A 26,537-nucleotide genomic window follows, 5' to 3' on the forward strand; every position below is an offset into this window, starting at 1 on the left:
GCAGCGATTAAAACTCTTCGCTGGTTTCAGCTTCGTCGTCGAAGCCTTCGTTGGTTGCAGCAACCAGTTCGCCGTTGCTGTGCAGCAGCAGGTCACGCAGTCTTTTATCCAACTCAGCAGCAACCGCCGGGTTTTCTTTCAAGAAGTTACAGGCGTTTGCCTTACCCTGACCGATTTTATCGCCATTGTAGCTGTACCAGGCGCCGGCTTTCTCGATCATCTTGTGCTTCACGCCCAGATCGACCAGTTCACCACGGCTGTTGATACCTTCACCGTACAGGATTTGGAACTCGGCCTGTTTGAACGGCGCAGCGATTTTGTTTTTTACCACTTTTACGCGGGTTTCGCTGCCAACCACTTCATCGCCTTCTTTAACCGCGCCGATACGGCGGATGTCCAGACGGACAGAAGCGTAGAATTTCAGTGCGTTACCACCGGTGGTGGTCTCAGGGTTACCGAACATCACACCGATTTTCATGCGGATCTGGTTGATGAAGATCAGCAGCGTGTTGGCGTTTTTCAGGTTACCGGCCAGCTTACGCATCGCCTGGCTCATCATACGTGCCGCCAGGCCCATATGTGAGTCACCAATTTCACCTTCAATTTCCGCTTTTGGCGTTAGCGCCGCTACGGAGTCAACGATGATGACGTCAACCGCACCAGAGCGGGTTAAGGCATCACAGATTTCCAGTGCTTGCTCACCGGTGTCCGGCTGCGAACACAGCAGGTTGTCGATATCAACACCCAGCTTTTTCGCATAAATCGGATCCAGCGCGTGCTCGGCATCGATGAACGCACAGGTTTTACCTTCGCGCTGTGCCGCAGCGATAACCTGCAGCGTCAGGGTAGTTTTACCGGAAGACTCCGGGCCATAAATTTCAACGATACGACCCATTGGCAGGCCGCCCGCACCCAGTGCGATGTCCAGTGACAGTGAGCCGGTAGAGATCGTTTCTACGTCCATAGAACGGTCTTCACCCAGACGCATGATGGAGCCTTTGCCGAACTGTTTCTCAATCTGGCCCAGTGCCGCAGCTAGCGCCTTTTGCTTGTTCTCATCAATAGCCATTTTTGCTCCTTCGTTACGCAATGTCGGTGTTACCCCACACTGCCACTGATTGTATGTTGTGCAGGAAATGTCACTAATTATACTGTATGGTCATACAGTATCAAGCCTAATTTTACAAAAAATCATCAAGCGCGGTTTGCAGCGCAAAAATCGTCGCCTGAAGCCGCACTGCATCGCGATCGCCGGCAAATTGCTTCCTGTGCGCCAGTACCCGTCCAGAGCCGTCGGCAAAGCCAAACCAAACGGTGCCCACCGGTTTTTCCGCACTCCCGCCGTCCGGCCCGGCAATGCCGCTGACCGACAGCGCCAGACTGGCTCGTGCTGCGTGTAACGCCCCCTGGGCCATCTCGCGCACCACCTCTTCGCTCACTGCGCCATGGGCCGTCAGAGTTGCCTCCGCCACGCCCAGCAACTCATGCTTTGCCGTATTGCTGTAGGTGACAAAGCCACGATCGAAATAGGCAGAACTCCCGGCAATGTCGGTGATGGCTTTGGCGATGCCGCCACCGGTACAGGACTCCGCGCAGGTGATCCACTGGCCGTTGGCCTTCAGTTTTTCGCCCACCGCAATACTGAGTTTACGCAGTTGATTTTCGCTCATAACCTCTCCTTAGCGAATCAGGTATATGCGCCCGATAGTAGCATTTATCAAGCTTGCCTGACGGTGCGATGACAGAAATGCGCGGCGCTTCGCAGGCGAGGCGGTGTTAAGCGGCAAACCAAACTGCTAGTATCGAATGTAACGCTCGGGTTAACGGGCAGTGTCTTGCACGAGGGATCTCACCGGGTTGCCTTTGCCGCCGGCAGGGTCAGCCCCAGGGCAAACCAGGATAAAAGATTAGGATGATAGAGTGAAAAAAACGTTAGGCGTCTTCTTTCCGTTGTATACCACCACCCTGCTGATGCTGCTGGGTTCAGGGTTGCTCACCACTTACATCTCCCTGCGTTTAACCTCTATCCACGTGACCGGTGCGCTGATCGGGGCAATTATTGCCGCCAACTACATCGGCCTGGTGATCGGCGGCAAGGTCGGCCATTTTCTGATTGCCCGCGTCGGCCATATTCGCGCCTACGTTTCCTGCGCCGGCATTATCACCGCGGCGGTGCTGGGGCACGGCCTGACGGAATACATTCCCATATGGGTAGTACTGCGGCTGATTATCGGCATGTGCATGATGTGTCAATTCATGGTGCTGGAAAGCTGGCTGAACGATCAGGCAGAGTCCAATCAGCGCGGTATGGTTTTCGGCTTTTATATGGCAGCGACTTATCTGGGCATGTCATTGGGTCAGGTGGTGCTAATGCTGCAAAGCAATCTCGGTATCACCACCCTGCTGGTGATTGCCCTGTGCTTTGCACTCTGTCTGGTGCCTATCGCCCTCACCACCCGCACCAACGCACGCCATATGTCACCTGCACCTATGGAGCTACGCTATTTTATCGGGGCCATTCCCAAAGTGCTGGCGACCACGCTGGTGATCGGCATGGTGGTGGGATCTTTCTATGGTTTGGCACCGGTGTATGCCAGTCTGCAATCGTTAACCACCCAGCAAACCGGCCTGTTTATGGCGATAGCCATCTTCGCCGGGCTGGTGGCGCAGTTCCCACTCAGTTGGCTGTCAGACCGTTACAACCGAACGCTGCTGATGCGCATCAACGCCATTTTATTGATCGTAGCTTCGCTGCCGCTGGCGCTGGTGCCACACATTGATTTTCCGGTGTTGCTGGTCGTGGGCTTTATCGTCAGCATGCTGCAGTTCACGCTGTATCCGCTGGTCGTCGCCCTGGCGAACGATTTGATCGAACCGGAACGGCGCGTATCCCTGGCCGCCTGTTTGCTGATGGCCTTCGGTGTCGGTGCCAGTATCGGCCCATTGGCGGTCGGTTCACTGATTGAACCGCTGGGCGGCAATATTCTGTATGCCTTCTTCTCGCTTTGCGGCGTGTTGCTGGTGGGCTTCAGTCGGACGGTAAAACAGGACGAGTCGCAGTTTGCGCAGGATGCGCCATTACCGCATATTCCCCTGCCGGACAGCCTGACCAGTTCCCCGCTGTCTCCGGCATTGAACCCCACCTTCGATGAGCAGACAATCCATGACACCATGCCGCCACCGGAAGCGGCACCTGATCCGGTAGAGCCGCAGGCCAGTGAAACTTCGGAAGCAGAAGACGCTGATGAGCCAATCCCTCAGGGTGCCGATCCTGATGAGGATACCGGGCTGAAGAAGGCCCACTCGATGCTTTAAGCAGGCCAACGTCACAGGTCCAGGAAGGATCCCAGACGGTAGCCGCGCTCTGCAATCCTGTTTTTAATGTCTGGCGAGGTCAAAACGTCCACCTCAGCCAGCCGTGGGTAGCAATACTTGCTCGCCAAGATCGTCTTGTCCAAAAACGCCGGGTGGCACATCATCTCCACCGACCGGGCGCCGCGTTGGTCGGTGCGCTCAAGCACCTGTAAAAACAGTGCTTCGGATATCTCCTCACCATAAAAGCCCGCATCAAACCATTCAGTGCTGTGGTCATAGCGCAGTGGAGTGCCTTGCCGTTCAACCTCCTCGCGCCCTATGCGCAGCGGCAGGGATTTAGACTGGGCAAAAGCCTCCACCAGAGGATAAATCTGCGGCAACATATGCACGTGATGATGGCTGTCGATATGCGTCGGCGCTTTGCCGAACACCGCGACGAATTTGTCATATTGACTCACCAACTCGTCGTGGATTTCATCCAGATCCAACAGCGCGGACTCAGCCCTTTCCCATAACCACTTGCCCAACTCCCCACGTTCGTTGACCAGCGACGACATGACAGTCAGGGGCTTCCCGTGGGTCAGCACAAAGTGCAGGCCAATCTGCAGCCCAGAATATAGCTGGCTGAGCCTGGCGGCATGGTGCACATCCACGCTATTGACCATGGCAGTAGTTGAAGAGACAACCCCGTAGTGATAGGCCTCGATAACGCCATAGTTTTGGCCCTTGCTCAGACCAAAATCGTCAGCATTCACTATCAGTAACTTTTCCATTTTGGCATCCATTTAACAAATTTTTGGCAAGGGAATACCGTCCGTCAGGTACGGCAATTCCCCTTCGCTTAAGCAAAGAAATTTATCTCATCAGGCTATTGGTGGCCTGAAAGGCATTCGGAATATCGGCGTTAATGCTTATCGGGAGCGGCCCTAAATAGGGCCGTAGAACTTTTTTCGGTAATTACCCGGCGTCACTTCAGTGAGTCTTTTAAAGTTTTTAATAAACAGGCTCACGTCACCATAGCCCGAATCAAAGGCGATATCCGAAACCGAATAGTTGGTGACCTCAAGCTGGGTTTTGGCGAAGTTAATGCGGATTTCATTAATCACCTGCATCGGCGTTTTATGGTAATAACGCCGCATTGCCCGGGTCAGGTACTCCTGCGTTTTCCCCGACAGTTCAACCATATTGAGCAACGCCTTTTCGCCAAACATCGCTTTATCATGCATGCCGGCCAGAGTGTTCTTTAGCCACTGGGGAATATCATCCCCCTCGCCGCTCTCTTCCTTATAATGACGAATGCGGCTGATGATATAAAAAGTCAGGGTTTCCAGAAATTCGGCAAAATCATCCTCACGGAACTGTGGCGAACTGACCACCGACTCGATATAAGCCAGAAACTCATTCTTCAGGCTGTAGGCCTGAGAAGCGACAAAACAGCGAGGCAGCTGCTGCAAATAGTTTTCTTCAAAGAAAACCTTGCCGACCGCCACGTTAAAGATTTTCGCGGCGCCGAACTCATAAAAACTCTGGTGATGCGAGCCAATGGGGATAAACACAAAATCCCCCCGCTCCAGCAGCACCCGCTTGCCGTTGATCTCCTGATAGCATTTGCCGCTCAGGACGATGGTGAATTCGTAATAATCATGCTGATGTAGCCCGGTGGCGCTTTCCACCTTGTTATAGATAAACAGATGGAAATCTTTGCAGTTAAAAAAATCCTGCTCCCGAATCAGCTTAACGTCGTTCGCATTCAGCGAAACCAGACTTTCAGTCACCGCGCGCGCTCCCATTAATCAAAACCGTTTTGCCTGGCCGTCTCGGCAAACCAATAACCACTCTTTTTGATCGTGCGTTGCTGGCTGTCCCGATCCAGCCGAACCAACCCGTAGCGATTTTTGTAGGCATTAAGCCAGGACCAACAGTCAATAAAGGTCCATAGATGGTAGCCCTTGCAGTTAGAACCCTCTGACAATGCCTGATGCAACCATTTCAGATGGTCACGAATAAAGTCGATTCGATAATCGTCCTCTACCCGCCCACCGGCACCGATGAAGGCCTCTTCGCCTTCTACCCCCATGCCGTTTTCTGAAATATAGCAGGGAATGTTGCCGTAGTTTTCCTTCAAATCCATCAGGATGTCATACAGGCCTTTTTCATAGATTTCCCAGCCGCGGTGCGGGTTAATTTTGCGGCCCGGCATCTCGTAATAGCTGAACAAGTCTTCCGGCATCGTCACCAGGTCGCCGGCCCGATAGCCCTGCTTCGCTTTGACCCTGCGCGGTTGGTAGTAATTGACGCCCAGAATATCCACCACCCCAGCGGCAATCAGCTGCGCGTCTTCCGGCGCTGTCTGCGGCAACAAGTTATTGGCCCGCAGTATATTCACCAGGTCGTCCGGATAGCGCCCTTTGGTCACCGGATCGAGGAAACTTTTGTTCAACAGCAGATCCGCATGGTGGGCGGCAACCAAGTCTTCCTGGCTGCCCGAACGCGGGTAGGTCGGGCTCAGGTTCAAAATAATGCCTATGGAGCCCTGGTTACCCAGCGCCCTGAACTCGCTCACCGCTTTGGCATGGGCCAAAACACTGTGGTAAGCCACTGTAATCGCCCTTTTGAAATCAACGACACAAGGATAATGCAGGTCGTTCAGATACCCGGCTTCGACCGGGACAATCGGCTCATTAAAGGTAAACCAATGGCTGACTCTGTCACCGAACAGGCTGAAACAGGTTTTGGCATAACGCGCATAGGCATCAACCACCGCCCGGCTTTCCCAGCCCCCCTGTTGCTGCATGCACAGCGGCATATCGAAATGGTAAAGATTGATAAATGGCGTGATGCCCTGAGCCAGCAGGCTGTCGATCAGCGCATTATAGAAAGCGACCGCTTTCGGGTTCACTTCGCCATCCCCTTGCGGGATCAACCGCGACCAGGAGATCGAGGTTCTAAAGCTATTATGCCCAAGGGCCTTTAACAGTTGGATATCCTGCTGGAAATTATCATAAAAGGTGGAGGTTTCGGACGGGCCAACCTGATGATGAAAACGTTCTGGTGCAATCTCATACCAGTAATCGAAGATGTTCTGGCTTTTGCCATCCCGTGCGGCAGCCCCTTCCGACTGGGGTGCCGAAGTGGCGCTTCCCCACCAGAAATCGTCAGCAAATTGATATTTCATCCGAAGCCCCTCTAAAACCGGGGCAGCGGATTGCTGCCCCAGACTGCAGTTAGAATTTCAACGCCTTGGCGATGTCTTCTTCACTTTCCGTCGCCTGATCGATCTGACTCTGTGCCTTGTTGGAGATCATCACGAACGGCAAGTAAATCAGGGTCGCTACGCCCAGGTTAAAGAAGCTCAGTAACATGGCAACGATACTGCCGTTGGTGTTGAAGAACGCCCCCAGCCCCACCGGCATGGTCCATGGCGCAATATTGGTGATTGGCGGGATCAATCCGGTGTAATAAGCCACCGTGGTAATAATCGTCAGTACCGGCTGAACCAGAATAAACGGAATAAACATCACCGGGTTCATAATCACCGGCAGGCCGAACAGGATAGGTTCGTTGATCTGGAAGATGCCCGACGGCGTCGCCAGCTTGGCAACCTGACGATAATCTTCGCGGCGTGAAGCGATAAAGATGGCAATAATCAGCCCCAGTGTCGACCCCGTCCCGCCCAGATAGATGTAGGAGTCAACGAACGGCTTCGCCCACATGTGGAACTCTTTACCCGCAGCCACCGCGGCTTCGACGGAACCGTACTTGTTGTACAGCTCGACATTCTCCAGTGCGAATGGCGTCATGATGCCGCTGTCCAGTGCGGCCAGCGCCATTGAGCCATGTACCCCGAAGAACCACAGCAGCGAGGAGAACATCACATACACCCAGCCCACAATGCTGCCCATTTTTGCCAGCGGTGCCGAGATACTGTCCATGATGATTTGGTGGAAGTTGGTGCCCCACAGCGTCAGACAATAGGCCAGTACGCCCATGATCGACAAGATAAGAAAACCGGGGATCAAGGCCGAGAACGAGCGTGACACTGAAGAAGGTACGCTGTCCGGCAGGCTGATCACCCAGTTGCGACGAACCACAAAGGTAAACATCTCCGCCACCACCAGGCCGATCACCATACCGGAAATGATGTTGGCACCACCCAGCCAGTTAGCGCCTACGGCATAAGCCTCACCGACGCTAAACGGCGTCACGGTCATAAAGGCGGCAACCGCCAGCAGCGCTGCGGCCAACGGGTCGACTTTGCGCTCTTCAGCCAAAGCCATACTGATAAAAAAGGGCGTCATCAGGGACATAATCCCCAGGGTGCCGTTATAAACGCTGCCACCGATGGCCTTCAGGCCATTCAACGTCTCAATGGTAGACACATCCAGCCGCACGCCCATTGAAAAGAAGAACGATCCTTCGCCGAAGCTAAGAAACACGTTGTTGATCAGAACGAACATCGCCCCGGTCAACGTCAGTGGCATCAAGCGAATGAACCCGTTTTTGATGGCATTAACGTGGGGCTGTTTACCAATTTTCACGGCAAAGGGCAGAATGACCTTTTCCAACGAGGCAATTAACGTATTCACGGCAGACCCCTTTATTGGTTAGCTTTTTTTATAGTGGCAACGGCGGCCTTCAACACGCCCAGACCATCGAGCTTGCCGTATAAGGCAGAGTCGATCACTTCAACGGGCTTGTTGGGTAACTGCTTTTGCACTTCGGCTAGCGTGTAGGCAATCTGTGGTCCAAGCAGAATCAAATCAGCCTCGGCACCCTTTTCTGCGGCCAACGCCTCTGGATAGGCGGCAATGATCACCGGCACTTCGTACTTCTCGGCTTGTGCTTTCATTTTTGAAACCAGCAGGGAAGTCGACATACCGGCAGAACAAAACAGATAGATTTTTTTCTTTTCCATACCCAATCCCTCAAGATAATCAAAAAAGCCCCGTGTCATTTGTTTGCCAGATGCAATAGTCATTGCCTCACGCACATTCCTTATGAAAATTTCCGTTACTTTGCCCTGGTTGCAGACAGTATACGGAGGCAGCGAAGCGGATCGGTAAGCCATCAGCAGTTAGAACCGTCTCTGCTTGACCTTCCTGATTGACCCTCTTCACATTTCACATAAAAAAATAGTGTGATCTGTCTCTCAAATAACCTTTAATCACTGAATAAATTCGTCATAAATAAGCAAATAATAATTATAAACAATAAGTTATAAACATGCAGAGTGTTTATGGATAATTCTGTGCACGGGGTCATCCATCGGTCGATTGATGAGCATAAAATCGTTCGCCCTTGATTAGCGCGCTTCAGCAAGATATGACGATCCAGGTGATGGAAAAGAAGTGGTAAATGGCTGGGGTTTTGGGGGTGAGGGTTTGAAGGTCAGGCTCAGGCAGGGCTGGGTTACTCTCGAGACAGATCGCCTGATTGGGGTAACACATTGCTTTGATTGCCCACTAATGACATCTGCAATACAGACCTGTATCCCCCAAGATTGACCTGTGCCCCCCTCCCCCGCCTTATAAATAGACTTTGCGTAAAGCTTCCCATTTTTACCTGTGACAGCCGATTGCCCGCTGGGCTAGTATAGCGACAGTATTAAGGGCTTATTGATCCTTACCGCCGTCAACCACTGCTCTATCGAGTGGTTTTTTGTGCCGCGGCGTGAACCCTAATGATGACAATCAACATCACAACCAACTTTAAATTCAATGGATTGGAAACAGTAATCTTATGAATAGTACCGATAAGCTCGATTCACACACGCCAATGATGCAGCAGTATTTTTTTCAACAGTCAACCATTTGAAATAAAAGAACAAAGTGATTGCCATACTGATTCTAGTTTACTGATGGAATACATATTGTTTTTACTATGAAGATTCTGCTGGGTATGGATGTAGTTCAAAGGTATGGTGAAGCAATCTTCCAAAATGGGTAGAGGGGGCTGGTATTGAACACAAGAGAAAACAGATTAGAGTCCTAGCTAAATAGTTGTGTGAAATAGTACTCCACTTTTGACCAACCTTTATGAAACAAGAGCTCTATCCATACCTTATCTGGTGAATTAATGTTCGTCCAGCGTCAAGATCCCATTGTATTCAAATAGAAACATCAGCATCTGTAGGCGGACGTTTGTTGGGGGGATTACCGGGAGCGCTTTTGCTTTACCGTTATTTCAGTAATGCACGGGAGTTCAGGGATGCGATATCGGTATTTTTCAAACAGACGCTACCGGATATAGCGGGATCTCTTACATCTCGAATTAACGATCACTTTCAGGTACTTAAGTCTGTGCCTTGAGGTTTATTGAGTATAGTTGTAAAGTGGTTGCACATTTGACTGTAAGGGATTTATTTCGAATGAACGCAATTGACAGTAGATTGATAATCTTCTCAACCCAAAAAAAATTCAATGACAGAAATGCCGATGATATGCAAAGCGGCGACATTGATGTTGATACACTAAAAAAGCATTACCATCTTGGGCAAGTCTCAAATTTCATCGACTGGACAACTTTTGGTCCTTCCTATAAACATCCCTATCTGAATTCAATACAGCCCGTAAGCAGAGAAAAAACCATTGCACTGTTATATGATGAGTTAAGATCGCAGTCGTATGTATTTTCTTTTCAGGGACCATACCAGGGCTTAATCAAAGATCTTTTCAATCATATGCAACGAAATAATGGAAGAGATTATCAAAATCCAGCAATGAATACTGCATACAGAAATTTAATCCTGGCTGATAATTCCCCGAACAGCACCAGAGCCATAATAAAAAGAGGCATCGAGCAGTTTGATTTTAGCAAATCGAAACTGACCAAAGAAAATTTCACCAATGATCTATATAAAAGTCATTTACCCAAATACACAAGGTGGAAAGACTGGATTAATGGAATGGGTATTACCGTTCATGATGTAAACAGTACAGAAATTTCCATTGAGAGCCTCACTCTCGAAGGAAAAAATTACACTGCGGTTGTCAAATACAGGGCACAGGATCATTTTGGATTAGACAGAGAAGATATAATGAAAGCTAAATTCAATTCGATTGCCTTTTTTAGGATATGGTTTGTTCTGCAGCGTGCAAAGCATTTGGCTCAAAAACCATTCTTCACTAATTTTGAAGCCACAATAACACTGACAGGAGAAACCAATGTTCAAATATAAAAGGACCATAGCGACTGTAATTGTTTTAATCATTGCATATTGCATATGGCTTGCTGTCAGACCAACAAAAATTGTCAGAGTCGATAATGGTGCTGTTTTTGTAGAACACTTACCAATGACAACAGAAGGAAAACTAAAATGGTGGTTGAAAAACAAAGAGCTATTGCAGGAAAAATATCACATCATTAATAAACCGTATAACTTCACGGTTACCATCATGAGCTTTGATGGTTATGAGGAATTACCTAAAGGAACAACGGACGGTTCTATCGATGATTATACCTGCTTTGATGATACTAATGGAAAGCATGAAAAATGTGTTTATAACAATATAGCGATAATTGTCAGAGGTCAACTTAAAGGAAAACAGTTCATAAATATTGACGGTAAAACATATATCCAGAAAGATGATGGGAAAGTTGAATTAGAATGAACATTATTTTCAATACCTAACTATATATTAAAATAAAATAATGAGAGTCTACAGTATTTCGAAGCATCGCCCAAAAAGTGTTTAATCGTGCATTGTGGTGTGGTTGTGTTTAAGTATATAAATTGAAAAAAACAATCTATATAATCATAAAGGATTAATTAAGCACTGATACGAAGGCCTGACTCGAACATCGCAACTATCCTTTTGATCTTTAGTAATTAAAGCAATCCACATTGTCGATGATACCATCATTGATACCATCAGTCCCGACTGGTGATAATCGAACAAAGAGTATATTAATCTTGTTTACTTACACTAACTTCGACTTTATCTATATCATAAATACTTACATTTCCTCCAGTCGCATTTAACGGATCAAAAAGAGCAAGATTGATTCCTTCACTTACAGAACTAATATAAAGTACTCCATGAAAGCCAGTTTTCTTAATAAATTCGCATATATATTGACTTGGAATATAATCAAGGGCTGCACTTTTAGGTAATACAGGTCTTGTTAGTTCATAACCAAGCCGTTCAAGAAAAGGTATATCTGCAAGCATTTTACCCATTTCACCTGGATCGGTTAATAAAAACGGTGAAACGGTTTCACGAGGGTTTCTTAGGTCTATTAGAGTCAGGTTATCTTTTAGAGTAAACTCTGCGACACAAGCTCTGTCACCTGTATGAGGTCGAATTTCAGACAAAGCTGTATCTGGTTTAGATCCAAGATATAAATACGGTATACCTGTAGGATTTGCTCTCCCATGACTAACTAATCTCTTGGGGGGAGCCCCCATTTTGTCTATCGTAAAAGCAGCATCATCTGCATAAATACGGGCTCGATACCAAGTTTTAGAAAAATAATCTAAAGCAAGGAAACTTAATAACTCGCCAAGCCTATCTGTATCAAGTGATTTATTGAGAAAATATCTATTTTCATACATGAGTTCCTGACAAAGATGATCCCATAATGCGAGAGATTCACTCTTATAATCATCAGAAAGCACGAAGGTTTTTCTAACAATATTCCCATCATCAAGTATATCACCTAATAACTCTTTGGCATGAGCCTCATCTAAAAGAGGATGTGGAAATAGCTTCCATGTAGTGGTCAAGCAAAACTGGCCACGGCGTTAGAGTTTTTCCAGAACAATCGTTCTGATTCATTCGGCGTCAAACCACCATTATATTGATGAGGTCTGAGCTGGCTATAATATCCTGTGATGTAATTCGTTATTGCCGTGCTGGCTTGGCTAAAATTAGCGTAGCCATTATCCGGTACCCACTCTGTTTTCAGGCTTCTGAAGAACCGTTCCATTGGGCTGTTATCCCAGCAATTCCCCCGGCGACTCAGGCTTTGCTTTATCTGACACCTCCACAGTAACTGCCTGAAATTCCTGCTGGTATAGTGGCTGCCTTGGTCCGAGTGATACAGTAAATTAGCCGGCTTTCCTCCCGCTTCCCAGGCCATTGACAGCGCTTTAGCTGTCAATGCAGAATCCGGGAAAAATGACATCGCCCAGCCAACCGGTTTACGGGAAAACAAATCGAGTACAACAGCCAGATAAGCCCAGCGTTTTCCCGTCCAGATACAAGTCACATCACCGCACCAGGCCTGATTAGGCTCGGTAACAGCAAACTGGCGATCCAGATAATTAGGGATCTCAATGTGTTCCTTAGACGCCTTCTTATAACGATGGCCAGGTTGCTGACAGCTGATAATATTGAGCGCTTTCATCACCTTTGTTGCCCGCCAGCGGCTCAGTTTTATACCTTTGGTGGTGACCATCGCGGCAATGCTTCGCGCTCCTGCTGAGCCGTTACTTTCGCGATAAACTTCACGCACAAGGCTCAGTAATGCCACTCTCGTAGCGTCAGGCCTCTTTGGCTGCCGCCAGTATTTATAGCTGCTGCGATGAACCCCAAACACGTTGCACACAACGGCAACAGGAAACCGCGCCCTGAGTTTCTCAACTAATGAGAACTGTTCAGGGAGTCTGACATCAAGAGCGCGGTAGCCTTTTTTTAATATATCCCTTTCCATTTCCATTTCAACGCGTTGAAGTCTTTTCTTCAACTCACGTATCTCAATCTGCTCAGGTGTAATGGGTGACGCTACGGGTGATTTTCCCGCTCGCTCTTCTTTCAGTTGTCGAACCCATTTGTCCATCGTGGATTTGCCGACATTCATCGCAGTGGCAGCGGCGGCAACGGTATAGTGCTGATCGAGTACAAGCTGGGCAGCTTCGAGGCGAAACTCGGGGCTAAAATTGCGTCTGTTACGTCCGGTCATAATGTCACCTGTTTTGACTATGAGGTGATGATATCACCTCTATTCAGGTGGCCAAATTCACTATGCCACTACAAAAGGGTTATATGACAATGATGGTTGTCGTTGCTGGGTCTGAGCATTCCCTGCTTCAATCTCGATTGCGTGTTTTACAGCAACGTTAGCCCAGCGGAATGTTTGCTCTGCGGCCGTCCTTGCTCTACTTGCGATTTCATCAAACTTGCGAAGAATTTCATTGTCTGTTAAATCCTTCACTCGAAGCCCTGACCATTCAGAAAGCCTGTTTTCTGCTTTGCTCAGCACATTAAGTGTGTTGGGTTTCGCCGGTTTAGATCTACCCATCAAATGATTTCTGTATTGAGCAAAGACTTCGCTGATAGTGAGTTCTGAAGCATCGGCCTCCCGCCTCACTGCATTAGGATTCCTTTTGGTCAACTTCATCGTTTGCACAAAATTGCGGGCTACATCGCGTGCCTGTTCAATGCTGGCAAAATCAGAGACATTACCAATAGTAGACCTGATAACCTCTTGAGGTGCCCTACCACCCGTAGAAGGTCTATTTTCTGCTGATGACACACGCCGCTGGATGAAGTAGGTCTTTTTCGTGGCACTAATTTTGACACCAAAACCAACGGGTGAATCACGATGGCTGTCAGTGATAAGATACGATCTTTCGCTCTGGATTGGGTAAGTAGACTACTCTGCCTTGCGGATCGAGACTTGGTTTGACGTCGATTGATAACTTATTGATTATAATCGACTGATTGAGTGTCATTTTCATCAATGTATACCAGCAGTTCAAGTGTGTATACCAAATACTAACTAGAATACATAGGGTATACAAATTTATCGGTTCACATGGGTTTTTAAGGGTTTCACATGGGGCCACCTGAGTACCCAAAAGACTTAAAAAACGAGTAAAATCAATATGAATGAGTCTATTGACAAGGATCTATCAGACCACACTCCAATGATGCAGCAGTATCTGCGCCTCAAGGCACAGCACCCCGAGATCCTGCTGTTCTACCGCATGGGCGACTTTTATGAGCTGTTCTATGACGATGCCAAACGCGCTTCCCAACTGCTGGATATATCGCTGACCAAGCGCGGTGCCTCAGCGGGGGAGCCTATTCCCATGGCCGGCGTCCCTCACCATGCAGTCGAGAACTATCTGGCCAAACTGGTGCAGCTCGGTGAATCTGTCGCCCTGTGCGAACAAATCGGCGATCCGGCCACCAGTAAAGGCCCGGTGGAGCGCAAAGTAGTGCGTATCGTCACGCCAGGCACCATCACCGACGAAGCTCTGCTGCAAGAACGTCAGGACAACCTGCTGGCGGCAATCTGGCAGGATGCACGCGGCTTTGGCTACGCCACGCTGGACATCAGCTCCGGTCGTTTCCGCGTGGCCGAACCTGCTGATATCGAAACCATGGCGGCAGAGTTGCAGCGCACCAATCCTGCCGAGCTGCTTTACCCCGAAACCTTTGAACAGATGTCGCTGATTGAACAGCGCCACGGCCTACGCCGTCGCCCATTGTGGGAGTTTGAACCCGAGACTGCACGCCAACAGCTCAACCTGCAGTTCGGTACCCGCGATCTGACCGGTTTCGGCGTTGAGCAGGCCCATCAGGCACTGCGCGCCGCCGGTTGTCTGCTGCAATATGTTAAAGATACTCAACGCACCTCATTACCGCATATCCGTGGCATCACCATGGAGCGCCAGCAGGACGGCATTATCATGGATGCCGCCACGCGGCGTAACCTTGAGCTGACCCAGAACCTGTCCGGCGGCAGCGAAAATACCCTGGCGGCAATCCTCGACCACAGCGTGACGGCGATGGGTAGCCGTATGCTTAAGCGCTGGCTGCATATGCCGACCCGTGACATCAAAGTATTGAATAATCGCCAGCAGGCGATCGGCTCGCTGCAGGATCTGTATAGCGACCTGCAACCCTCGCTGCGTCAGGTGGGCGATCTGGAGCGCATCCTCGCCCGTCTGGCATTACGCAGCGCCCGTCCCCGCGATTTGGCCCGTATGCGTCATGCTTTCCAACAGTTGCCGGATATTCACGCGTTACTGAAAGGGGTAGAAACCCCGTATGTGCAACAGCTGCTGTCACAGGTCGGTCAGTTTGATGAACTGCAGGATTTGCTGGAACGCGCAGTGCACGCCGCGCAAAATAAACTTCTTCCTCTGCGGTCAGCAGCGGAGAATAACCGATTTCGCCAAGATAGAGCTGCGTCGCATCCAATACGCGTTGGGTCACGCCTTGTGACAACAACTCTTCTTCCGCTAGATCACTCTCACTGGCCTCTTCTTCAACCAGTGCTTTTTCGTCGAATGATTCCGCTTCCGTTGCGTTCTCGTCGAAATCCGCATCGTCATGTAACTCGTTAACTTTCAGCGTATTTTGGCTCATATGCTGCTCCTACCCGTGATACCGCGAGCAGAATACAGCGTATTCTGCCCAATCTATCGCTGCGGAAGATAACGCAGCGGGTTTACGGATTTCCCCTTGTAACGAATTTCAAAATGCAAACGTACTGAACTGGTTCCGGTGCTACCCATGGTGGCTATTTTTTGACCCGCCTTCACTTCTTGTTGTTCCCGGACCAGCATTGTGTCGTTGTGAGCGTAGGCGCTCAGGTAATCATCATTGTGTTTGATGATGATTAGATTACCGTAACCCCGTAAAGCGTTGCCTGCGTACACTACACGACCATCGGCGGTAGCGAAGATAGGCTGCCCACGAGTCCCGGCGATATCGACACCTTTATTCCCACCTTCTGATGAGGAAAAGTTATCAATAATCTTACCGTCAGTTGGCCATCTCCAGGTACTTACTGGGGCGCTGTTGCTGACGGTGCTGCTCACTGGTGGAGCAACGACCGGTGCGGTAACAGGGGCTGTTGCGGTAGTTGCCGCCACTGCGCCTGCTGCAGGTAACATCTTACCTACATTCTGTTTACCCGAATTATCAGAATACGCGTTAGTTGATGGAGAATCAACCGTTGCAGTTTGTATCTGAGAGGTCGATGGTGGCTTAGGAACACCGCCGCTGGTCGCGTCTGTTGCCGCCAGCATACCGCCGTTTCCGTTGGAGGAACCATTACCAAGCTGAATGCTTTGACCCACATTCAGGCTGTATGGCTCAGGGATATTATTGCGCTGGGCCAGGTCACGATAGTCGTTGCCGGTGATCCAGGCGATGTAAAACAGCGTGTCTCCGCGTTTAACCGTGTAGGTATTGCCGCTGTAGCTCCCTTTGGGGATCGAAGTGTAACTGCGGTTGTAAACAATGTGCCCTTCAGCGTTAGCCTGCGCTCCAGCGTTGCTGGATGCGGCAGCTCCGCCACCGTCCACACTACTAATAGGGGCCGATGTCGATTCAGTGTTCGTACAACCTGCCAACCACAAACTTACCATCGTACACACCGCAACCCGGCGTAATGTAATCATTGGGCTTCCCGTGCTCATGCTTCCCCCATGACAGCAATATCAGCGATATATCCAAATACCCTTTACATGGTAGCTGAGCTTTTAACATTCTCTCGATTTCTACCCTGAAAGGTGCCCACAGCCGATCCCTGAACGTCAGGAAATCTCATGCCGGAGCCTCAAAACAGCGCGCCAATGCTAACCACATTAGCGCTGCTGCACCATAAGACAACTACGCAGAAAGGCAATTGTATTGAAAATTAGTTTTATTGAAACGTTAAAACATTAACCGGAGGTGATGAAAGTGCAACAGATTTCGTTTCCTGCCGAAAATTCAGACAATCGCTAGGCCAGTTCACCCTTGACCAAGGGAACAAAACGCACCGCTTCGACGGTATCGATAACAAATTCGTTTCCCTGACGCCGTATGTACTTCAGAGTTTGGGCCTGCTCACCGACCGGTAACACCAGAATACCGCCGTCGTCCAACTGCTCCATCAGCGCCGGAGGGATCTCCGGCGGGGCTGCCGTGACGATGATGGCATCAAACGGCCCGCGCGATGCCCACCCCTGCCAGCCATCGCCGTGACGGGTGGAAACATTGTGAAGATCGAGTTGCTTCAGCCGCCGTTTGGCCTGCCATTGCAACCCTTTGATGCGCTCAACAGAGCAAACATGCTGCACCAGATGCGCCAGGATAGCCGTTTGATAACCGGAACCGGTGCCGATCTCCAATACCCTGGAGGTTGGCGTCAGGTTCAGCAGTTCGGTCATACGTGCAACCATATAAGGTTGGGAGATGGTTTGGCCAGAGCCAATGGGTAACGCAGTATTCTCATAAGCCTTGTGTTCAAGTGCCTCATCAACAAAACGTTCACGCGGCACCGCTTCGATCGCCTGCAGCAACCGCTCGTCCCGGATCCCCTGTTGACGCAGCTGCGTCAGCAATGTTTGCATACGCTTGTTCACCATTCCCCGCCGACCCCTGCTTTGGTTAACCACGTTTTTACCACGTCCTGGGCTGCATAGGCGGTTAAATCCACCTGCAGTGGCGTGATGGCCACATAACCCTGTTCTACCGCAGCGAAATCCGTGTCCGGCCCCGCATCAAACTTATCACCGGGCGGCCCAATCCAATAGAGATTTTGCCCACGCGGATCTTGTTGGCAGAACACTTTGTCAGCCGGATGGCGACTGCCGCAGCGGGTCACGCGAATGCCCTTGATCTGATCCAGCGGTAAATCCGGCACGTTGATATTCAGAATTTTACCGGTTCGCAATGGCTCGCGCTGTAACGCACGCAGCACCCGACAGGTAATTGCCGCGGCGGTCGCATAATGCTGATGGCCGTTCAGCGACACGGCCAGCGCAGGCAATCCCAAATGGCGTCCTTCCATGGCAGCAGCCACGGTACCGGAATAGATAACGTCATCGCCCAGATTAGGGCCCGCATTGATACCGGAAACCACGATATCAGGCGCAGGCTGCATCAGGGCATTCACTCCCAGATACACGCAGTCCGTCGGCGTTCCCTGCTGAACGGCGATATCTCCATTGGGCATCGTCAGGGTGCGCAATGGAGATTCCAGCGTCAGCGCATTGGAAGAACCACTGCGGTTACGATCGGGTGCTACAACTTGCACTTCGGCGAACTCTCTCAATGCCGCCGCCAGCACCTGGATGCCCGGGGCGGTCACGCCGTCGTCATTACTCAGCAATATCCGCATAAAAGATTGTCTTCTTTTTTATCTCTCAATCAGAACGCCTTAAACGCGGCCTGGTAATTAAATACTCGGAATCAACGCCCAAAAGGAGGGGCTTAACCAGCAGATATTATGTTTACTCCCCCCGGCATGTCCAGTCACCAAGGGAAAAGACGATTTTTCGCGCGGCTTTCAAGCCTCGTGTTAGCACCGAAAACCGCAGTTGGGCAAACACACCTCATTACGTCGTCATGCTCCAGACGAAAAAAAACCTGCATAAGCAGGCTTTTTTATTACTCACTAATATCCGCATCACCGTTGTCCTGCCGCATAATTTCGCGCACAACGCTGGTAGCGAAACTGCCGGCCGGCAGCCAAAAACGCAGTTCAACGGTGGCATCATCCCACCACTCCCACTGCATATTTTTGGGTTGTAACAACAGCGCGCGGCGGGCCGGATCAACACGTTCGCGCTTTAAAAGCGCCATCAGTTCCGGTTGCTCCAGTAAACACTGCTGTTCAAAATGTAACGCTTCACCGGCGGTACCGGGTTCGCCGTCGCCCGGTAAGGGGGCGGTAATCATCAGTTCGCCGGCATCCAGCCGCTGTTGCAGCGCTGCCAATTCTTCCGGCTGCGCAACAAACCAACTGCCACGGCCGCTGAGCTGTAAGGCATCGCCTTCCAGCACGGTGTGTTGCTGCTGATTGGCCAAACGTCGGCTGGTAATCAGGTTAAACAACGCACTGCGGCTGGCAGAAAGATAAAAACTGCGCTTGCTGCGTTCTTTAACCCGGATCTCATCATTCGCCCAACGGCGCGCCATCACCAGGTTATTGCCGCCGCGACCAAAGCGTTGGCTGCCAAAATAGTTTGGTACGCCGCCGGTTGTAATCGCCTGCAGCCGCGGTTCGACATCCTGACGATCGGAGATATGGCGTAGAACCAGCGTGAAGGCATTGCCTTTTAGCGTGCCAATACGCATTTTGCGCAAATGGCGGGCGCTGGCCAGCACTTCACAGCCCTCCAGTGAGAACTGAGTAAAATCAGGTGTCTCTTTGCCCGGTAGATGCAGGCAGAACCATTGCTCGGTCACCGCATGACGATCTTTCAGACCCGCGTAACTGACAGAGCGAGCATGAATACCGGCAAAGCGCGCCAAATAATCGGCGACAAACTGGGTGTTACAGCCCTTCTTGCGGATGTTCACCAGCACATGTTCGCCTTCGCCATCCGGCTCAAAGCCCAGGTCTTCCACCACCACGAAATCTTCCGGGTTGGCTTTCAACACGCCGGTGCTCTGCGGCTGGCCATGCAGCCAGGTCAGGTTAGCCATATCCATGCGTTATTCCTTGATCAACAAGGCGACCGCTTCACAGGCAATGCCCTCGCCGCGCCCGGTGAAACCGAGCTGTTCGGTGGTGGTCGCCTTAACGTTGACGTCATCCATATGGCACTGCAGGTCTTCCGCCAGGAAAACGCGCATTTGCGGAATATGCGGCGCCATTTTAGGTGCCTGGGCGATAATGGTGATATCCAGGTTACCCAGACGATAGCCTTTGGCGCGAATGCGTTTCCAGGCTTCGCGCAGCAGCTCGCGGCTGTCGGCCCCTTTGAATGCCGGGTCAGTATCCGGGAACAGCTTGCCGATATCCCCTAACGCCGCCGCCCCCAACAGAGCATCGGTCGCCGCATGCAGCGCCACGTCACCGTCGGAGTGGGCCAGCAAACCTTTTTCATAAGGGATACGAACGCCACCGATCACCAGCGGCCCTTCGCCACCAAATTTATGTACGTCAAAACCGTGACCGATACGCATGATGCGCTCCTTAATTGTCCAACTGAGTTAAGTAAAAGGCCGCCAGCGCCAAATCTTCCGGGCGCGTGACTTTAATATTGTCCGAGCGTCCGCTAACCAGCAGCGGATGATAGCCACAATGCTCAAGGGCAGAGGCCTCATCGGTGACCGTCGCACCGTCATCCATCGCACGCTGCAGGCAGAGCTTAAGCAACGCGAGCGGGAACAGTTGTGGAGTTAACGCATGCCACAGATCCTGGCGTTCAACGGTGTGGGATATATCACTGCGACCAGGTTCCGCACGCTTCATGGTGTCACGTACCGGCGCGGCCAAAATCCCCCCCACCTCGCTGTGTTCTGTAATCGCCAGCAGGCGTTCCAGATCCTCGGCATGCAGGCAGGGTCTTGCCGCGTCGTGTACCAGCACCCATTTGGCCTCACCGGCCAGTTGCAACCCGGCCATCACCGAATCGGCGCGTTGCTGACCACCGACGGTGACCTGCACGCGCGGATCTCGGGCAATAGGCAACTGGTGAAACTGCTGGTCATCGGGGCCGATAGCCACAATCACCTGCGGAATACGCGGATGGCGCAATAGCGCATGGATCGCATGTTCGAGAATGGTTTGGTGGCCGATGGTTAAATACTGCTTCGGGCAATCCGCCTGCATACGGCTGCCGATACCGGCAGCGGGCAGGACGGCAATCACCGGTGGAAAGGTTCCTGCGGAGTGATTCATGCGTTACTTTTGTAGGTTATTTTGCGAGGAGGACGCCGCGTTGCGTCTGGATTGGTCAGGAACCAGACGATAGAAAGTCTCACCGGGCTTAATCATGCTCAGTTCATTGCGCGCACGCTCTTCGATCGCTTCCTGACCGCCGTTCAAATCGTCGATTTCGGCGAACAGCTGATCGTTACGCGCTTTCAATTTAGCATTGCTGCCCTGTTGGACCGCAACGTCATCATTGACCCGCACGTAATCGTGAACACCATTTTTGCCCAGCCACAGTGAATACTGTAACCAACCGAGCAATGCCAGCAATAACAGCGTAAGTTTTCCCATCTCCGCCCCCTGAAAAACCGCCTAATCATCCCACAACTTTTCGTTGGACTCCACACTGGGAACGGCATTTCACCGCCAAATTCAGAGTAGGATGAGAATTTCTTGAGTTTATAACCTAAATTCGCGCCGAAAGCGGCAAAAAAAAGCACTTTCATCCGATAAGTCACCTCTCGACCTCTCTGTATTCCCACTTTCAGGGTTTTTATCTGTTATGCAGCAAGAAAAACTGGCTGCACCGCCGTTTCGCCAACGCTTCCGCCAATCAAAATTAAAAAGTGCATATTTAACACTACAGAAAATTACATCATCAGGTAGGAGTTGTATTTTTATTCATTGAAGGTTATTTTTATGCACTCTTACTGCATAAATAAATCCAACGAAAAACGTTTAATTACCGGGGATAGTGATGTTTAAACGCTTAGTTCTGATTGGCGCCTGCCTGGCTGCCACCCTGTCGGCTTCTGCCCTGGCGGCAGAACCCACTTACGTCGTCGGCTCCGGCGGTACCTATCGTCCGTTCGAATTCGAAAACAGCAGCAAACAGCTGGAAGGCTTTGATATTGATATCATCAAGGCCGTCGCCAAGGCCGAGGGCTTCCAGGTCAAGCTGGTAAATACCCCCTGGGAAGGCATCTTTGCCACGCTGAACTCCGGCGATCGCGACATCATTATTTCCGGCATCACCATCACCGACAAACGCAAGCAAATGGTGGATTTCTCCGCGCCTTACTTCCCGGCGGAGCAGACCATTGTGGTTCCCAAAGACTCTCAAGTAAATTCCATTGCCGCGCTGAAAGCGCTGAAAGTTGGCGTAGTGAACTCCAGCACCGGCGACATCGTGGTATCTGACGTGCTGGGTAAAAACAGCACCGCCATCAAGCGCTTCGACAACACCCCGCTGCTGCTGCAGGAGCTGTACGAAGACGGCATCGGCGCAGCCGTAGGCGACGTTGGCGTGGCCAAGTTCTACATCAAAACCCACCCGGAAAAAGAGTTCAAATTGGTGTCAGACGCCAAATTCGAACGTCAGTATTTTGGCATTGCCGTTGCCAAAGGCAACGATGAGCTGCGCGGTAAAATCAACGCCGGCCTGAAGAAAATCATCGCCGACGGCACCTACGCCAAAATTTACCAAACCTGGTTTGACAGCAACGTGCCGACACTGCCTGCCGAATAAGCCACTCTCTACACAGGCGTAGCGAGCTAAGTCATATTGGGTGCGGACAGCACGCAGTCACCGGAATGGACACAACGTCCATGAGGATGACGAGTACTGCCCAATCCCAATATGGCGACGCGCAGTAGCCTGAACTCGCTAAAAAAGGAACTAGAACGTGAATTTCCGTTGGGAGATTATCCAGGAATATGCCCCGCTGTTTATGGAAGGCGCCTGGATGACCATCAAATGCACCATTATCTGCGTGATACTGGGCACCACCTGGGGGTTGCTCCTGGGGTTAGGCCGTCTGGCGCAAGCGCCGCACGGCATCTGGAAACCAATACTGCATTACGGCATACAGTGGCCGGTGCGCATTTATATCAGCGCCTTCCGCGGCACGCCGCTGTTCGTGCAGATCATGGTGGTGCACTTCGCCCTGGTACCGCTGTTTATCAACCCGCGTGACGGCCTGCTGGTCACCAACGGCCTGATGAGCAGTGATTTTGCCCGCGCGTTGCGCTCCGACTACGGCGCGTTTCTCTCCTGCGTGGTGGCAATTACGCTTAACGCCGGTGCCTACGTCTCGGAAATTTTCCGTGCCGGTATTCAGTCAATCGATCGCGGCCAGATGGAAGCTTCGCGCTCGCTGGGCATGAGCTACGGCAAAACCATGCGCAAAGTGATCCTGCCGCAGGCATTCCGTCGCATGCTACCGCCGCTGGGCAATAACGCCATTGCCATCGTCAAGGATTCCTCACTGGCTTCCGCCATCGGTCTGGCCGATCTGGCCTATGCCGCCCGGACGGTTTCCGGTGCCTATGCCACCTATTGGGAACCCTACCTGACCATTTCACTGGTCTATTGGGTCCTCACCTTCCTGCTTTCGCTGATGGTGCAACACATGGAAAAGAGGTTCGGGAAAAGTGATTCGCGTACATAACCTGCAAAAACAATTCGGCGAAAGCCACGTACTGCGTGGTATCTCCTGCGAGATCGCGGCCAATGAAGTGGTCTGCGTCATTGGCCCGTCCGGTTCCGGTAAAAGCACCTTTCTGCGCTGTATCAACGCGCTGGAGACGCTTTCCGGCGGTGAGATCCTGGTGAACGGTTTTGCCATTCACAGCCAGAAAACCGATATCAATAAAATGCGCGAGAGCGTAGGGATGGTATTTCAACGCTTTAATCTGTTCCCGCATATGACGGTGCTGGAGAACATCATTATGGCACCGATGGGGGTGAAAAAGCTGTCACGCGCCGACGCTATCCTGCGTGCAGAAGCGCTGTTACGCAAGGTGGGCCTGTTGGACAAGATTGATGCCTATCCCAGCAGCCTGTCCGGCGGCCAACAACAGCGGGTGGCGATTGCCCGGGCGCTGGCAATGGAGCCGAAAATCATGTTGTTCGACGAACCCACCTCAGCGCTTGATCCCGAGTTGGTCGGCGAAGTGCTGGCGGTGATGAAGTCTTTGGCACACGAAGGCATGACCATGGTAGTGGTAACCCACGAGATGGGCTTTGCCCGTGAAGTGGCCGATCGGGTGTTGTTTATCGATCAGGGGATCATTCAGGAAGAAGGCACACCGCAGCAGATTTTCAGCAATCCGACCAACCCGCGCACTCAGGCTTTTCTAAGCAAAGTTTTGTAACCTTCGGCACGGCTTTGCAATGCTTCGGGCGCAGGCAACTGCGCCCACTTTCTCACCAGCCGGTCAGAAAACTGAATACCAGCCAGAACAGACACAGCACAATAGTGCCGGTCAACAGCAGCGTCAGGATCAGGCGGCCGCGCAACAGCATGCTGAGCGTGATGCCAATCAGTACCGACACCGGCATCAGGGCCAGGAAGAACGGCCAGGTGTAGAGCAGGAAGAAAAGCGTGTTGGAACCGTAGACCACAAAGGGCACCGCGAACGCCAGCCAGTAGAAAACAAAGCCGCAGACGCCGCCCAGGAAAGAATAAGAGGGCTCCTCTTTCTCCTGGTTTGAGTCAATCAAGATAGGCGAGACATTTTGCATAGTGTTCCCTGGTTATTCGGCACGCTCTCCGGCGGGCTTAGCGTAAAAAGCGTATGGCGCAAAACGCCACACGCTTTTCTGAATTCAGGGTTTGATAATAGCCCGACCACGCAGCACGTCTAACAATTGCGCAATCAAATTTGTTACCAATTGTTGGCCATCAAGGTGAATATCCGGCCGTTGCGGGGCCTCGTAAACCGAATCAATTCCGGTGAAATTGCGCAGTTCCCCGGCCCGGGCTTTTTTGTACAATCCCTTCGGATCGCGCTGCTCGCAAATCGCCAGCGGCGTGTCGACAAACACCTCGATAAAGCGCTCTTCATCAAGCAGTTCGCGCACCATCTGCCGCTCTGCCCGGTGCGGTGAAATAAACGCGGTGAGCACCACCAGCCCGGCATCTACCATCAGTTTGGACACTTCACCCACACGGCGAATATTCTCGCGCCGATCGTCGTCGGAGAAGCCCAGATCGCGGCACAGACCGTGACGCACGTTATCGCCATCCAGCAAATAGGTACTGACACCAAGGGCGTGCAGTGCCTGCTCCAGCGCACCGGCAACGGTGGATTTGCCCGAGCCGGACAGCCCGGTAAACCACAGCACCACGCCTTTATGGCCATTACGGGCTTCGCGATCCGCACGCGCTACCGCATGCGGATGCCAGACCACGTTGTCATCATCCGGCCCGGTTGATCGTTGCTCTACGTCGACCACGTTATTTGCCCCCGTTCAGGTCGCGTGCGCCCCAATGCGGGAAGTGTTTACGCACCAGGGCATTCAGTTCCAGCTCGAATGCGCTGAAGTCACCAGTGGCTGCCTGAGCGTCCTGCAAGGTTTCGCGGATCAGCCCAGCGCCGACCGTGACATTGCTCAGGCGATCGATAAAGATAAATCCGCCGATGTCATGATTCCGCTGATAGCTGTCCAGCACCAGCGGTTCGTCAAAGGTCAGCTCCACCAGGCCAATGCCGTTCAGCGGCAAGGTATCCGCCTGATGCTGGGCCAGTGAGTTGATTTCAACCTGGTGGCGAATGCCTTCCACTCGTGCACGAGTCTTTTTGCCAGCGACCTTGATGTCGTAGCTCTGCCCCGGTAGCAGCGGCTTCTCAGCCATCCACACCACGTCCACCAGTGCGCTTTGCGCCGCCTGCAGGATTTCCCCGGCATCGACCAGCAAATCGCCGCGGCTGATGTCCACTTCATCCTTCAACACCAAGGTTATCGCCTCACCCGGTACCGCTTCCTGCAAATCACCATCAAAGGTGACAATACGTGCAACGGTGGATTCCACACCAGAAGGCAACACCTTCACACGTTGACCCACGCGCACGACACCGGCCGACAGGGTGCCTGCATAGCCACGGAAATCCAGGTTCGGACGGTTAACATATTGCACCGGGAAGCGCAGCGGTTGCGTTTCACGCTCGCTGACAACATCCACGCTTTCCAATACCTGCAGCAACGTAGGACCGTTGTACCAAGGCATATGGGTGCTTTCGCCAGCCACGTTATCGCCGTCCAGAGCCGACAGCGGGACAAACTTGATATCCAGATCCTTTGGCAACTGCTGAGCGAAGGTCAGATAATCCTGCTTGAACTGCTCGAATACCGACTCTTTGTAATCCACCAGATCCATCTTGTTGACCGCCACAACCAAATGGCGAATGCCCAGCAGCGTAGCAATAAAGCTGTGTCGGCGGGTTTGATCCAGCACCCCTTTACGCGCGTCAATCAGCAGAATTGCCAGATCGCAGGTGGAGGCACCGGTCGCCATATTGCGGGTGTACTGCTCATGCCCTGGGGTGTCGGCGATAATAAATTTGCGCTTTTCAGTCGAGAAATAGCGATAGGCCACGTCAATGGTAATGCCCTGCTCGCGCTCAGCCTGCAGGCCGTCGACCAGCAATGCCAGGTCGAGCTTTTCACCCTGGGTGCCAATGCGCTTGCTGTCACTGTGCAGCGTAGACAGCTGATCTTCGTAGATCTGGCGGGTATCGTGCAGCAGGCGACCGATCAAAGTACTTTTACCGTCATCGACGCTGCCGCAGGTCAGGAACCGTAACAGACTTTTATGTTGCTGCGCGTGCAGGTAGGACTCGACCCCGCCCTGCTCAGCGATTTGTTGTGCAATTGCGTTGTTCATCTG

The 26,537-nt window shown here is 51.6% G+C and carries 25 protein-coding genes and 4 pseudogenes; 8 read left to right on the top strand and 21 right to left on the bottom strand.

Annotation, left to right across the window (positions count from 1 at the left end; translation table 11 throughout):
- Positions 1 to 7: 7 nt before the first annotated feature.
- Together recA and pncC are read right to left on the bottom strand one after the other, a co-directional pair.
- Positions 8 to 1,069, bottom strand: coding sequence for a recombinase RecA (recA, locus tag OCH02_RS13230; RefSeq protein WP_012005289.1), 1,062 nt, complete (start codon positions 1,067 to 1,069; stop codon positions 8 to 10).
- Positions 1,070 to 1,181: 112 nt separating this feature from the next.
- The gene (pncC, locus tag OCH02_RS13235) at positions 1,182 to 1,670 is read right to left on the bottom strand and encodes a nicotinamide-nucleotide amidase (RefSeq protein ID WP_012005288.1); all 489 of its coding nucleotides are present in this window, start codon (positions 1,668 to 1,670) and stop codon (positions 1,182 to 1,184) included.
- 250 nt (positions 1,671 to 1,920) lie between these two features.
- Between pncC and OCH02_RS13240 the strand changes: the two genes are divergently transcribed.
- Positions 1,921 to 3,315 carry an MFS transporter gene (locus OCH02_RS13240; RefSeq protein WP_261431634.1) on the top strand — a complete coding sequence of 465 codons (1,395 nt, stop codon included), beginning with the start codon at positions 1,921 to 1,923 and terminating at the stop codon, positions 3,313 to 3,315.
- Between the two features lie 11 nt (positions 3,316 to 3,326).
- Here OCH02_RS13240 and chbG read toward each other — a convergent pair whose 3' ends face one another.
- The 5 genes from chbG to OCH02_RS13265 form a co-directional block, all read right to left on the bottom strand.
- Entirely contained in the window at positions 3,327 to 4,088 is a 762-nt protein-coding gene (chbG, locus tag OCH02_RS13245; RefSeq protein WP_261431635.1) for a chitin disaccharide deacetylase, read from the bottom strand.
- A gap of 153 nt (positions 4,089 to 4,241) precedes the next feature.
- Positions 4,242 to 5,105 carry a transcriptional regulator ChbR gene (gene chbR / locus OCH02_RS13250; protein WP_261431636.1) on the bottom strand — a complete coding sequence of 288 codons (864 nt, stop codon included), beginning with the start codon at positions 5,103 to 5,105 and terminating at the stop codon, positions 4,242 to 4,244.
- A complete protein-coding gene (locus OCH02_RS13255) occupies positions 5,105 to 6,490 on the bottom strand; it encodes a glycoside hydrolase family 1 protein (RefSeq protein WP_261431637.1) in 1,386 nt (461 codons plus the stop codon). Before OCH02_RS13255 ends, chbR begins: the two co-directional genes overlap by 1 nt.
- Before the next feature lie 49 nt (positions 6,491 to 6,539).
- Positions 6,540 to 7,901, bottom strand: coding sequence for a PTS N,N'-diacetylchitobiose transporter subunit IIC (chbC, locus tag OCH02_RS13260; protein ID WP_261431638.1), 1,362 nt, complete (start codon positions 7,899 to 7,901; stop codon positions 6,540 to 6,542).
- Positions 7,902 to 7,912: 11 nt separating this feature from the next.
- Entirely contained in the window at positions 7,913 to 8,230 is a 318-nt protein-coding gene (locus OCH02_RS13265; protein ID WP_020825274.1) for a PTS sugar transporter subunit IIB, read from the bottom strand.
- A gap of 1,261 nt (positions 8,231 to 9,491) precedes the next feature.
- Here OCH02_RS13265 and OCH02_RS13270 point away from each other — a divergent pair.
- From OCH02_RS13270 to OCH02_RS13280, 3 genes and pseudogenes are all read left to right on the top strand, one after another.
- Positions 9,492 to 9,623 (top strand): annotated as a pseudogene (locus tag OCH02_RS13270) (IS630 family transposase); the annotation flags it as partial.
- A 59-nt stretch (positions 9,624 to 9,682) separates the two neighbouring features.
- On the top strand, positions 9,683 to 10,492 hold the full coding sequence (locus tag OCH02_RS13275) for a DUF3289 family protein (RefSeq protein WP_261431639.1): 810 nt from the start codon (positions 9,683 to 9,685) through the stop codon (positions 10,490 to 10,492).
- A complete protein-coding gene (locus OCH02_RS13280; RefSeq protein WP_261431641.1) occupies positions 10,479 to 10,925 on the top strand; it encodes a DUF943 family protein in 447 nt (148 codons plus the stop codon). Before OCH02_RS13275 ends, OCH02_RS13280 begins: the two co-directional genes overlap by 14 nt.
- 296 nt (positions 10,926 to 11,221) lie before the next feature.
- Here OCH02_RS13280 and OCH02_RS13285 read toward each other — a convergent pair whose 3' ends face one another.
- The 3 genes and pseudogenes from OCH02_RS13285 to OCH02_RS13295 all read right to left on the bottom strand — a co-directional run.
- Positions 11,222 to 12,040, bottom strand: coding sequence for an RES family NAD+ phosphorylase (locus OCH02_RS13285; RefSeq protein ID WP_261431642.1), 819 nt, complete (start codon positions 12,038 to 12,040; stop codon positions 11,222 to 11,224).
- Positions 12,037 to 13,218 carry an IS3 family transposase gene (locus OCH02_RS13290; RefSeq protein WP_261431643.1) on the bottom strand — a complete coding sequence of 394 codons (1,182 nt, stop codon included), beginning with the start codon at positions 13,216 to 13,218 and terminating at the stop codon, positions 12,037 to 12,039. The genes OCH02_RS13285 and OCH02_RS13290 overlap by 4 nt, the downstream gene beginning before the upstream one ends.
- A 66-nt stretch (positions 13,219 to 13,284) precedes the next feature.
- A pseudogene (locus tag OCH02_RS13295) lies at positions 13,285 to 13,996 on the bottom strand (integrase); the annotation flags it as partial.
- A gap of 147 nt (positions 13,997 to 14,143) precedes the next feature.
- Between OCH02_RS13295 and OCH02_RS13300 the strand changes: the two are divergent.
- A pseudogene (locus OCH02_RS13300) lies at positions 14,144 to 15,382 on the top strand (DNA mismatch repair protein MutS); the annotation flags it as partial.
- Here the strand turns inward: OCH02_RS13300 and OCH02_RS13305 are convergent.
- The 8 genes and pseudogenes from OCH02_RS13305 to ftsB all read right to left on the bottom strand — a co-directional run.
- A pseudogene (locus OCH02_RS13305) lies at positions 15,375 to 15,635 on the bottom strand (sigma-70 factor domain-containing protein); the annotation flags it as partial. The pseudogenes OCH02_RS13300 and OCH02_RS13305 overlap by 8 nt on opposite strands.
- Before the next feature lie 53 nt (positions 15,636 to 15,688).
- Positions 15,689 to 16,675 (bottom strand): murein hydrolase activator NlpD, encoded by a 987-nt coding sequence (gene nlpD, locus OCH02_RS13310; protein WP_261431644.1) that lies wholly within the window; start codon positions 16,673 to 16,675, stop codon positions 15,689 to 15,691.
- Positions 16,676 to 16,999: 324 nt separating this feature from the next.
- Complete coding sequence (locus OCH02_RS13315) at positions 17,000 to 17,626, bottom strand: protein-L-isoaspartate(D-aspartate) O-methyltransferase (RefSeq protein ID WP_261431645.1); 627 nt, start codon at positions 17,624 to 17,626, stop codon at positions 17,000 to 17,002.
- The gene (surE, locus tag OCH02_RS13320; RefSeq protein WP_012005277.1) at positions 17,620 to 18,381 is read right to left on the bottom strand and encodes a 5'/3'-nucleotidase SurE; all 762 of its coding nucleotides are present in this window, start codon (positions 18,379 to 18,381) and stop codon (positions 17,620 to 17,622) included. Before surE ends, OCH02_RS13315 begins: the two co-directional genes overlap by 7 nt.
- 269 nt (positions 18,382 to 18,650) lie before the next feature.
- Positions 18,651 to 19,697 (bottom strand): tRNA pseudouridine(13) synthase TruD, encoded by a 1,047-nt coding sequence (gene truD, locus OCH02_RS13325; RefSeq protein ID WP_261431646.1) that lies wholly within the window; start codon positions 19,695 to 19,697, stop codon positions 18,651 to 18,653.
- Positions 19,698 to 19,700: 3 nt separating this feature from the next.
- Entirely contained in the window at positions 19,701 to 20,174 is a 474-nt protein-coding gene (gene ispF / locus OCH02_RS13330) for a 2-C-methyl-D-erythritol 2,4-cyclodiphosphate synthase (RefSeq protein WP_006317702.1), read from the bottom strand.
- A gap of 10 nt (positions 20,175 to 20,184) precedes the next feature.
- Entirely contained in the window at positions 20,185 to 20,892 is a 708-nt protein-coding gene (gene ispD / locus OCH02_RS13335; protein WP_261431647.1) for a 2-C-methyl-D-erythritol 4-phosphate cytidylyltransferase, read from the bottom strand.
- A 3-nt stretch (positions 20,893 to 20,895) separates the two neighbouring features.
- A complete protein-coding gene (gene ftsB, locus OCH02_RS13340) occupies positions 20,896 to 21,216 on the bottom strand; it encodes a cell division protein FtsB (protein WP_012005273.1) in 321 nt (106 codons plus the stop codon).
- Between the two features lie 406 nt (positions 21,217 to 21,622).
- Here ftsB and OCH02_RS13345 point away from each other — a divergent pair, with 406 nt between their 5' ends.
- The 3 genes from OCH02_RS13345 to OCH02_RS13355 all read left to right on the top strand — a co-directional run bounded on the left by OCH02_RS13345 (position 21,623) and on the right by OCH02_RS13355 (position 24,021).
- Positions 21,623 to 22,393, top strand: coding sequence for a basic amino acid ABC transporter substrate-binding protein (locus OCH02_RS13345; RefSeq protein WP_261431648.1), 771 nt, complete (start codon positions 21,623 to 21,625; stop codon positions 22,391 to 22,393).
- A gap of 202 nt (positions 22,394 to 22,595) precedes the next feature.
- Positions 22,596 to 23,315, top strand: a complete 720-nt coding sequence (locus OCH02_RS13350; RefSeq protein ID WP_261431839.1) for an amino acid ABC transporter permease — start codon at positions 22,596 to 22,598, stop codon at positions 23,313 to 23,315.
- Positions 23,299 to 24,021 (top strand): amino acid ABC transporter ATP-binding protein, encoded by a 723-nt coding sequence (locus tag OCH02_RS13355; protein ID WP_153857996.1) that lies wholly within the window; start codon positions 23,299 to 23,301, stop codon positions 24,019 to 24,021. The genes OCH02_RS13350 and OCH02_RS13355 overlap by 17 nt, the downstream gene beginning before the upstream one ends.
- 52 nt (positions 24,022 to 24,073) lie before the next feature.
- Here OCH02_RS13355 and OCH02_RS13360 read toward each other — a convergent pair whose 3' ends face one another.
- The 3 genes from OCH02_RS13360 to cysN form a co-directional block, all read right to left on the bottom strand.
- A complete protein-coding gene (locus OCH02_RS13360; protein WP_261431649.1) occupies positions 24,074 to 24,391 on the bottom strand; it encodes a DUF3561 family protein in 318 nt (105 codons plus the stop codon).
- An 84-nt stretch (positions 24,392 to 24,475) separates the two neighbouring features.
- Complete coding sequence (gene cysC, locus OCH02_RS13365) at positions 24,476 to 25,105, bottom strand: adenylyl-sulfate kinase (RefSeq protein WP_315899209.1); 630 nt, start codon at positions 25,103 to 25,105, stop codon at positions 24,476 to 24,478.
- Between the two features lies 1 nt (position 25,106).
- Positions 25,107 to 26,534 (bottom strand): sulfate adenylyltransferase subunit CysN, encoded by a 1,428-nt coding sequence (cysN, locus tag OCH02_RS13370; RefSeq protein WP_261431650.1) that lies wholly within the window; start codon positions 26,532 to 26,534, stop codon positions 25,107 to 25,109.
- Positions 26,535 to 26,537: the final 3 nt, after the last annotated feature.

The organism is Serratia quinivorans, assembly GCF_946227985.1.
GTDB lineage: Bacteria > Pseudomonadota > Gammaproteobacteria > Enterobacterales > Enterobacteriaceae > Serratia > Serratia quinivorans_A.

Coding starts and splice junctions, on each gene's coding strand:
- OCH02_RS13275 (WP_261431639.1), top strand. CDS start 9,683: ATGAACGCAATTGACAGTAGATTGATAATCTTCTCAACCCAAAAAAAA.
- OCH02_RS13290 (WP_261431643.1), bottom strand. CDS start 13,218: ATGACCGGACGTAACAGACGCAATTTTAGCCCCGAGTTTCGCCTCGAA.
- OCH02_RS13315 (WP_261431645.1), bottom strand. CDS start 17,626: ATGGTGAACAAGCGTATGCAAACATTGCTGACGCAGCTGCGTCAACAG.
- OCH02_RS13280 (WP_261431641.1), top strand. CDS start 10,479: ATGTTCAAATATAAAAGGACCATAGCGACTGTAATTGTTTTAATCATT.
- pncC (WP_012005288.1), bottom strand. CDS start 1,670: ATGAGCGAAAATCAACTGCGTAAACTCAGTATTGCGGTGGGCGAAAAA.
- OCH02_RS13360 (WP_261431649.1), bottom strand. CDS start 24,391: ATGCAAAATGTCTCGCCTATCTTGATTGACTCAAACCAGGAGAAAGAG.
- chbG (WP_261431635.1), bottom strand. CDS start 4,088: ATGGAAAAGTTACTGATAGTGAATGCTGACGATTTTGGTCTGAGCAAG.
- chbR (WP_261431636.1), bottom strand. CDS start 5,105: ATGGGAGCGCGCGCGGTGACTGAAAGTCTGGTTTCGCTGAATGCGAAC.
- OCH02_RS13350 (WP_261431839.1), top strand. CDS start 22,596: ATGGAAGGCGCCTGGATGACCATCAAATGCACCATTATCTGCGTGATA.
- OCH02_RS13265 (WP_020825274.1), bottom strand. CDS start 8,230: ATGGAAAAGAAAAAAATCTATCTGTTTTGTTCTGCCGGTATGTCGACT.
- OCH02_RS13255 (WP_261431637.1), bottom strand. CDS start 6,490: ATGAAATATCAATTTGCTGACGATTTCTGGTGGGGAAGCGCCACTTCG.
- ispD (WP_261431647.1), bottom strand. CDS start 20,892: ATGAATCACTCCGCAGGAACCTTTCCACCGGTGATTGCCGTCCTGCCC.
- nlpD (WP_261431644.1), bottom strand. CDS start 16,675: ATGATTACATTACGCCGGGTTGCGGTGTGTACGATGGTAAGTTTGTGG.
- recA (WP_012005289.1), bottom strand. CDS start 1,069: ATGGCTATTGATGAGAACAAGCAAAAGGCGCTAGCTGCGGCACTGGGC.
- OCH02_RS13345 (WP_261431648.1), top strand. CDS start 21,623: ATGTTTAAACGCTTAGTTCTGATTGGCGCCTGCCTGGCTGCCACCCTG.
- surE (WP_012005277.1), bottom strand. CDS start 18,381: ATGCGGATATTGCTGAGTAATGACGACGGCGTGACCGCCCCGGGCATC.
- truD (WP_261431646.1), bottom strand. CDS start 19,697: ATGGATATGGCTAACCTGACCTGGCTGCATGGCCAGCCGCAGAGCACC.
- cysN (WP_261431650.1), bottom strand. CDS start 26,534: ATGAACAACGCAATTGCACAACAAATCGCTGAGCAGGGCGGGGTCGAG.
- ftsB (WP_012005273.1), bottom strand. CDS start 21,216: ATGGGAAAACTTACGCTGTTATTGCTGGCATTGCTCGGTTGGTTACAG.
- ispF (WP_006317702.1), bottom strand. CDS start 20,174: ATGCGTATCGGTCACGGTTTTGACGTACATAAATTTGGTGGCGAAGGG.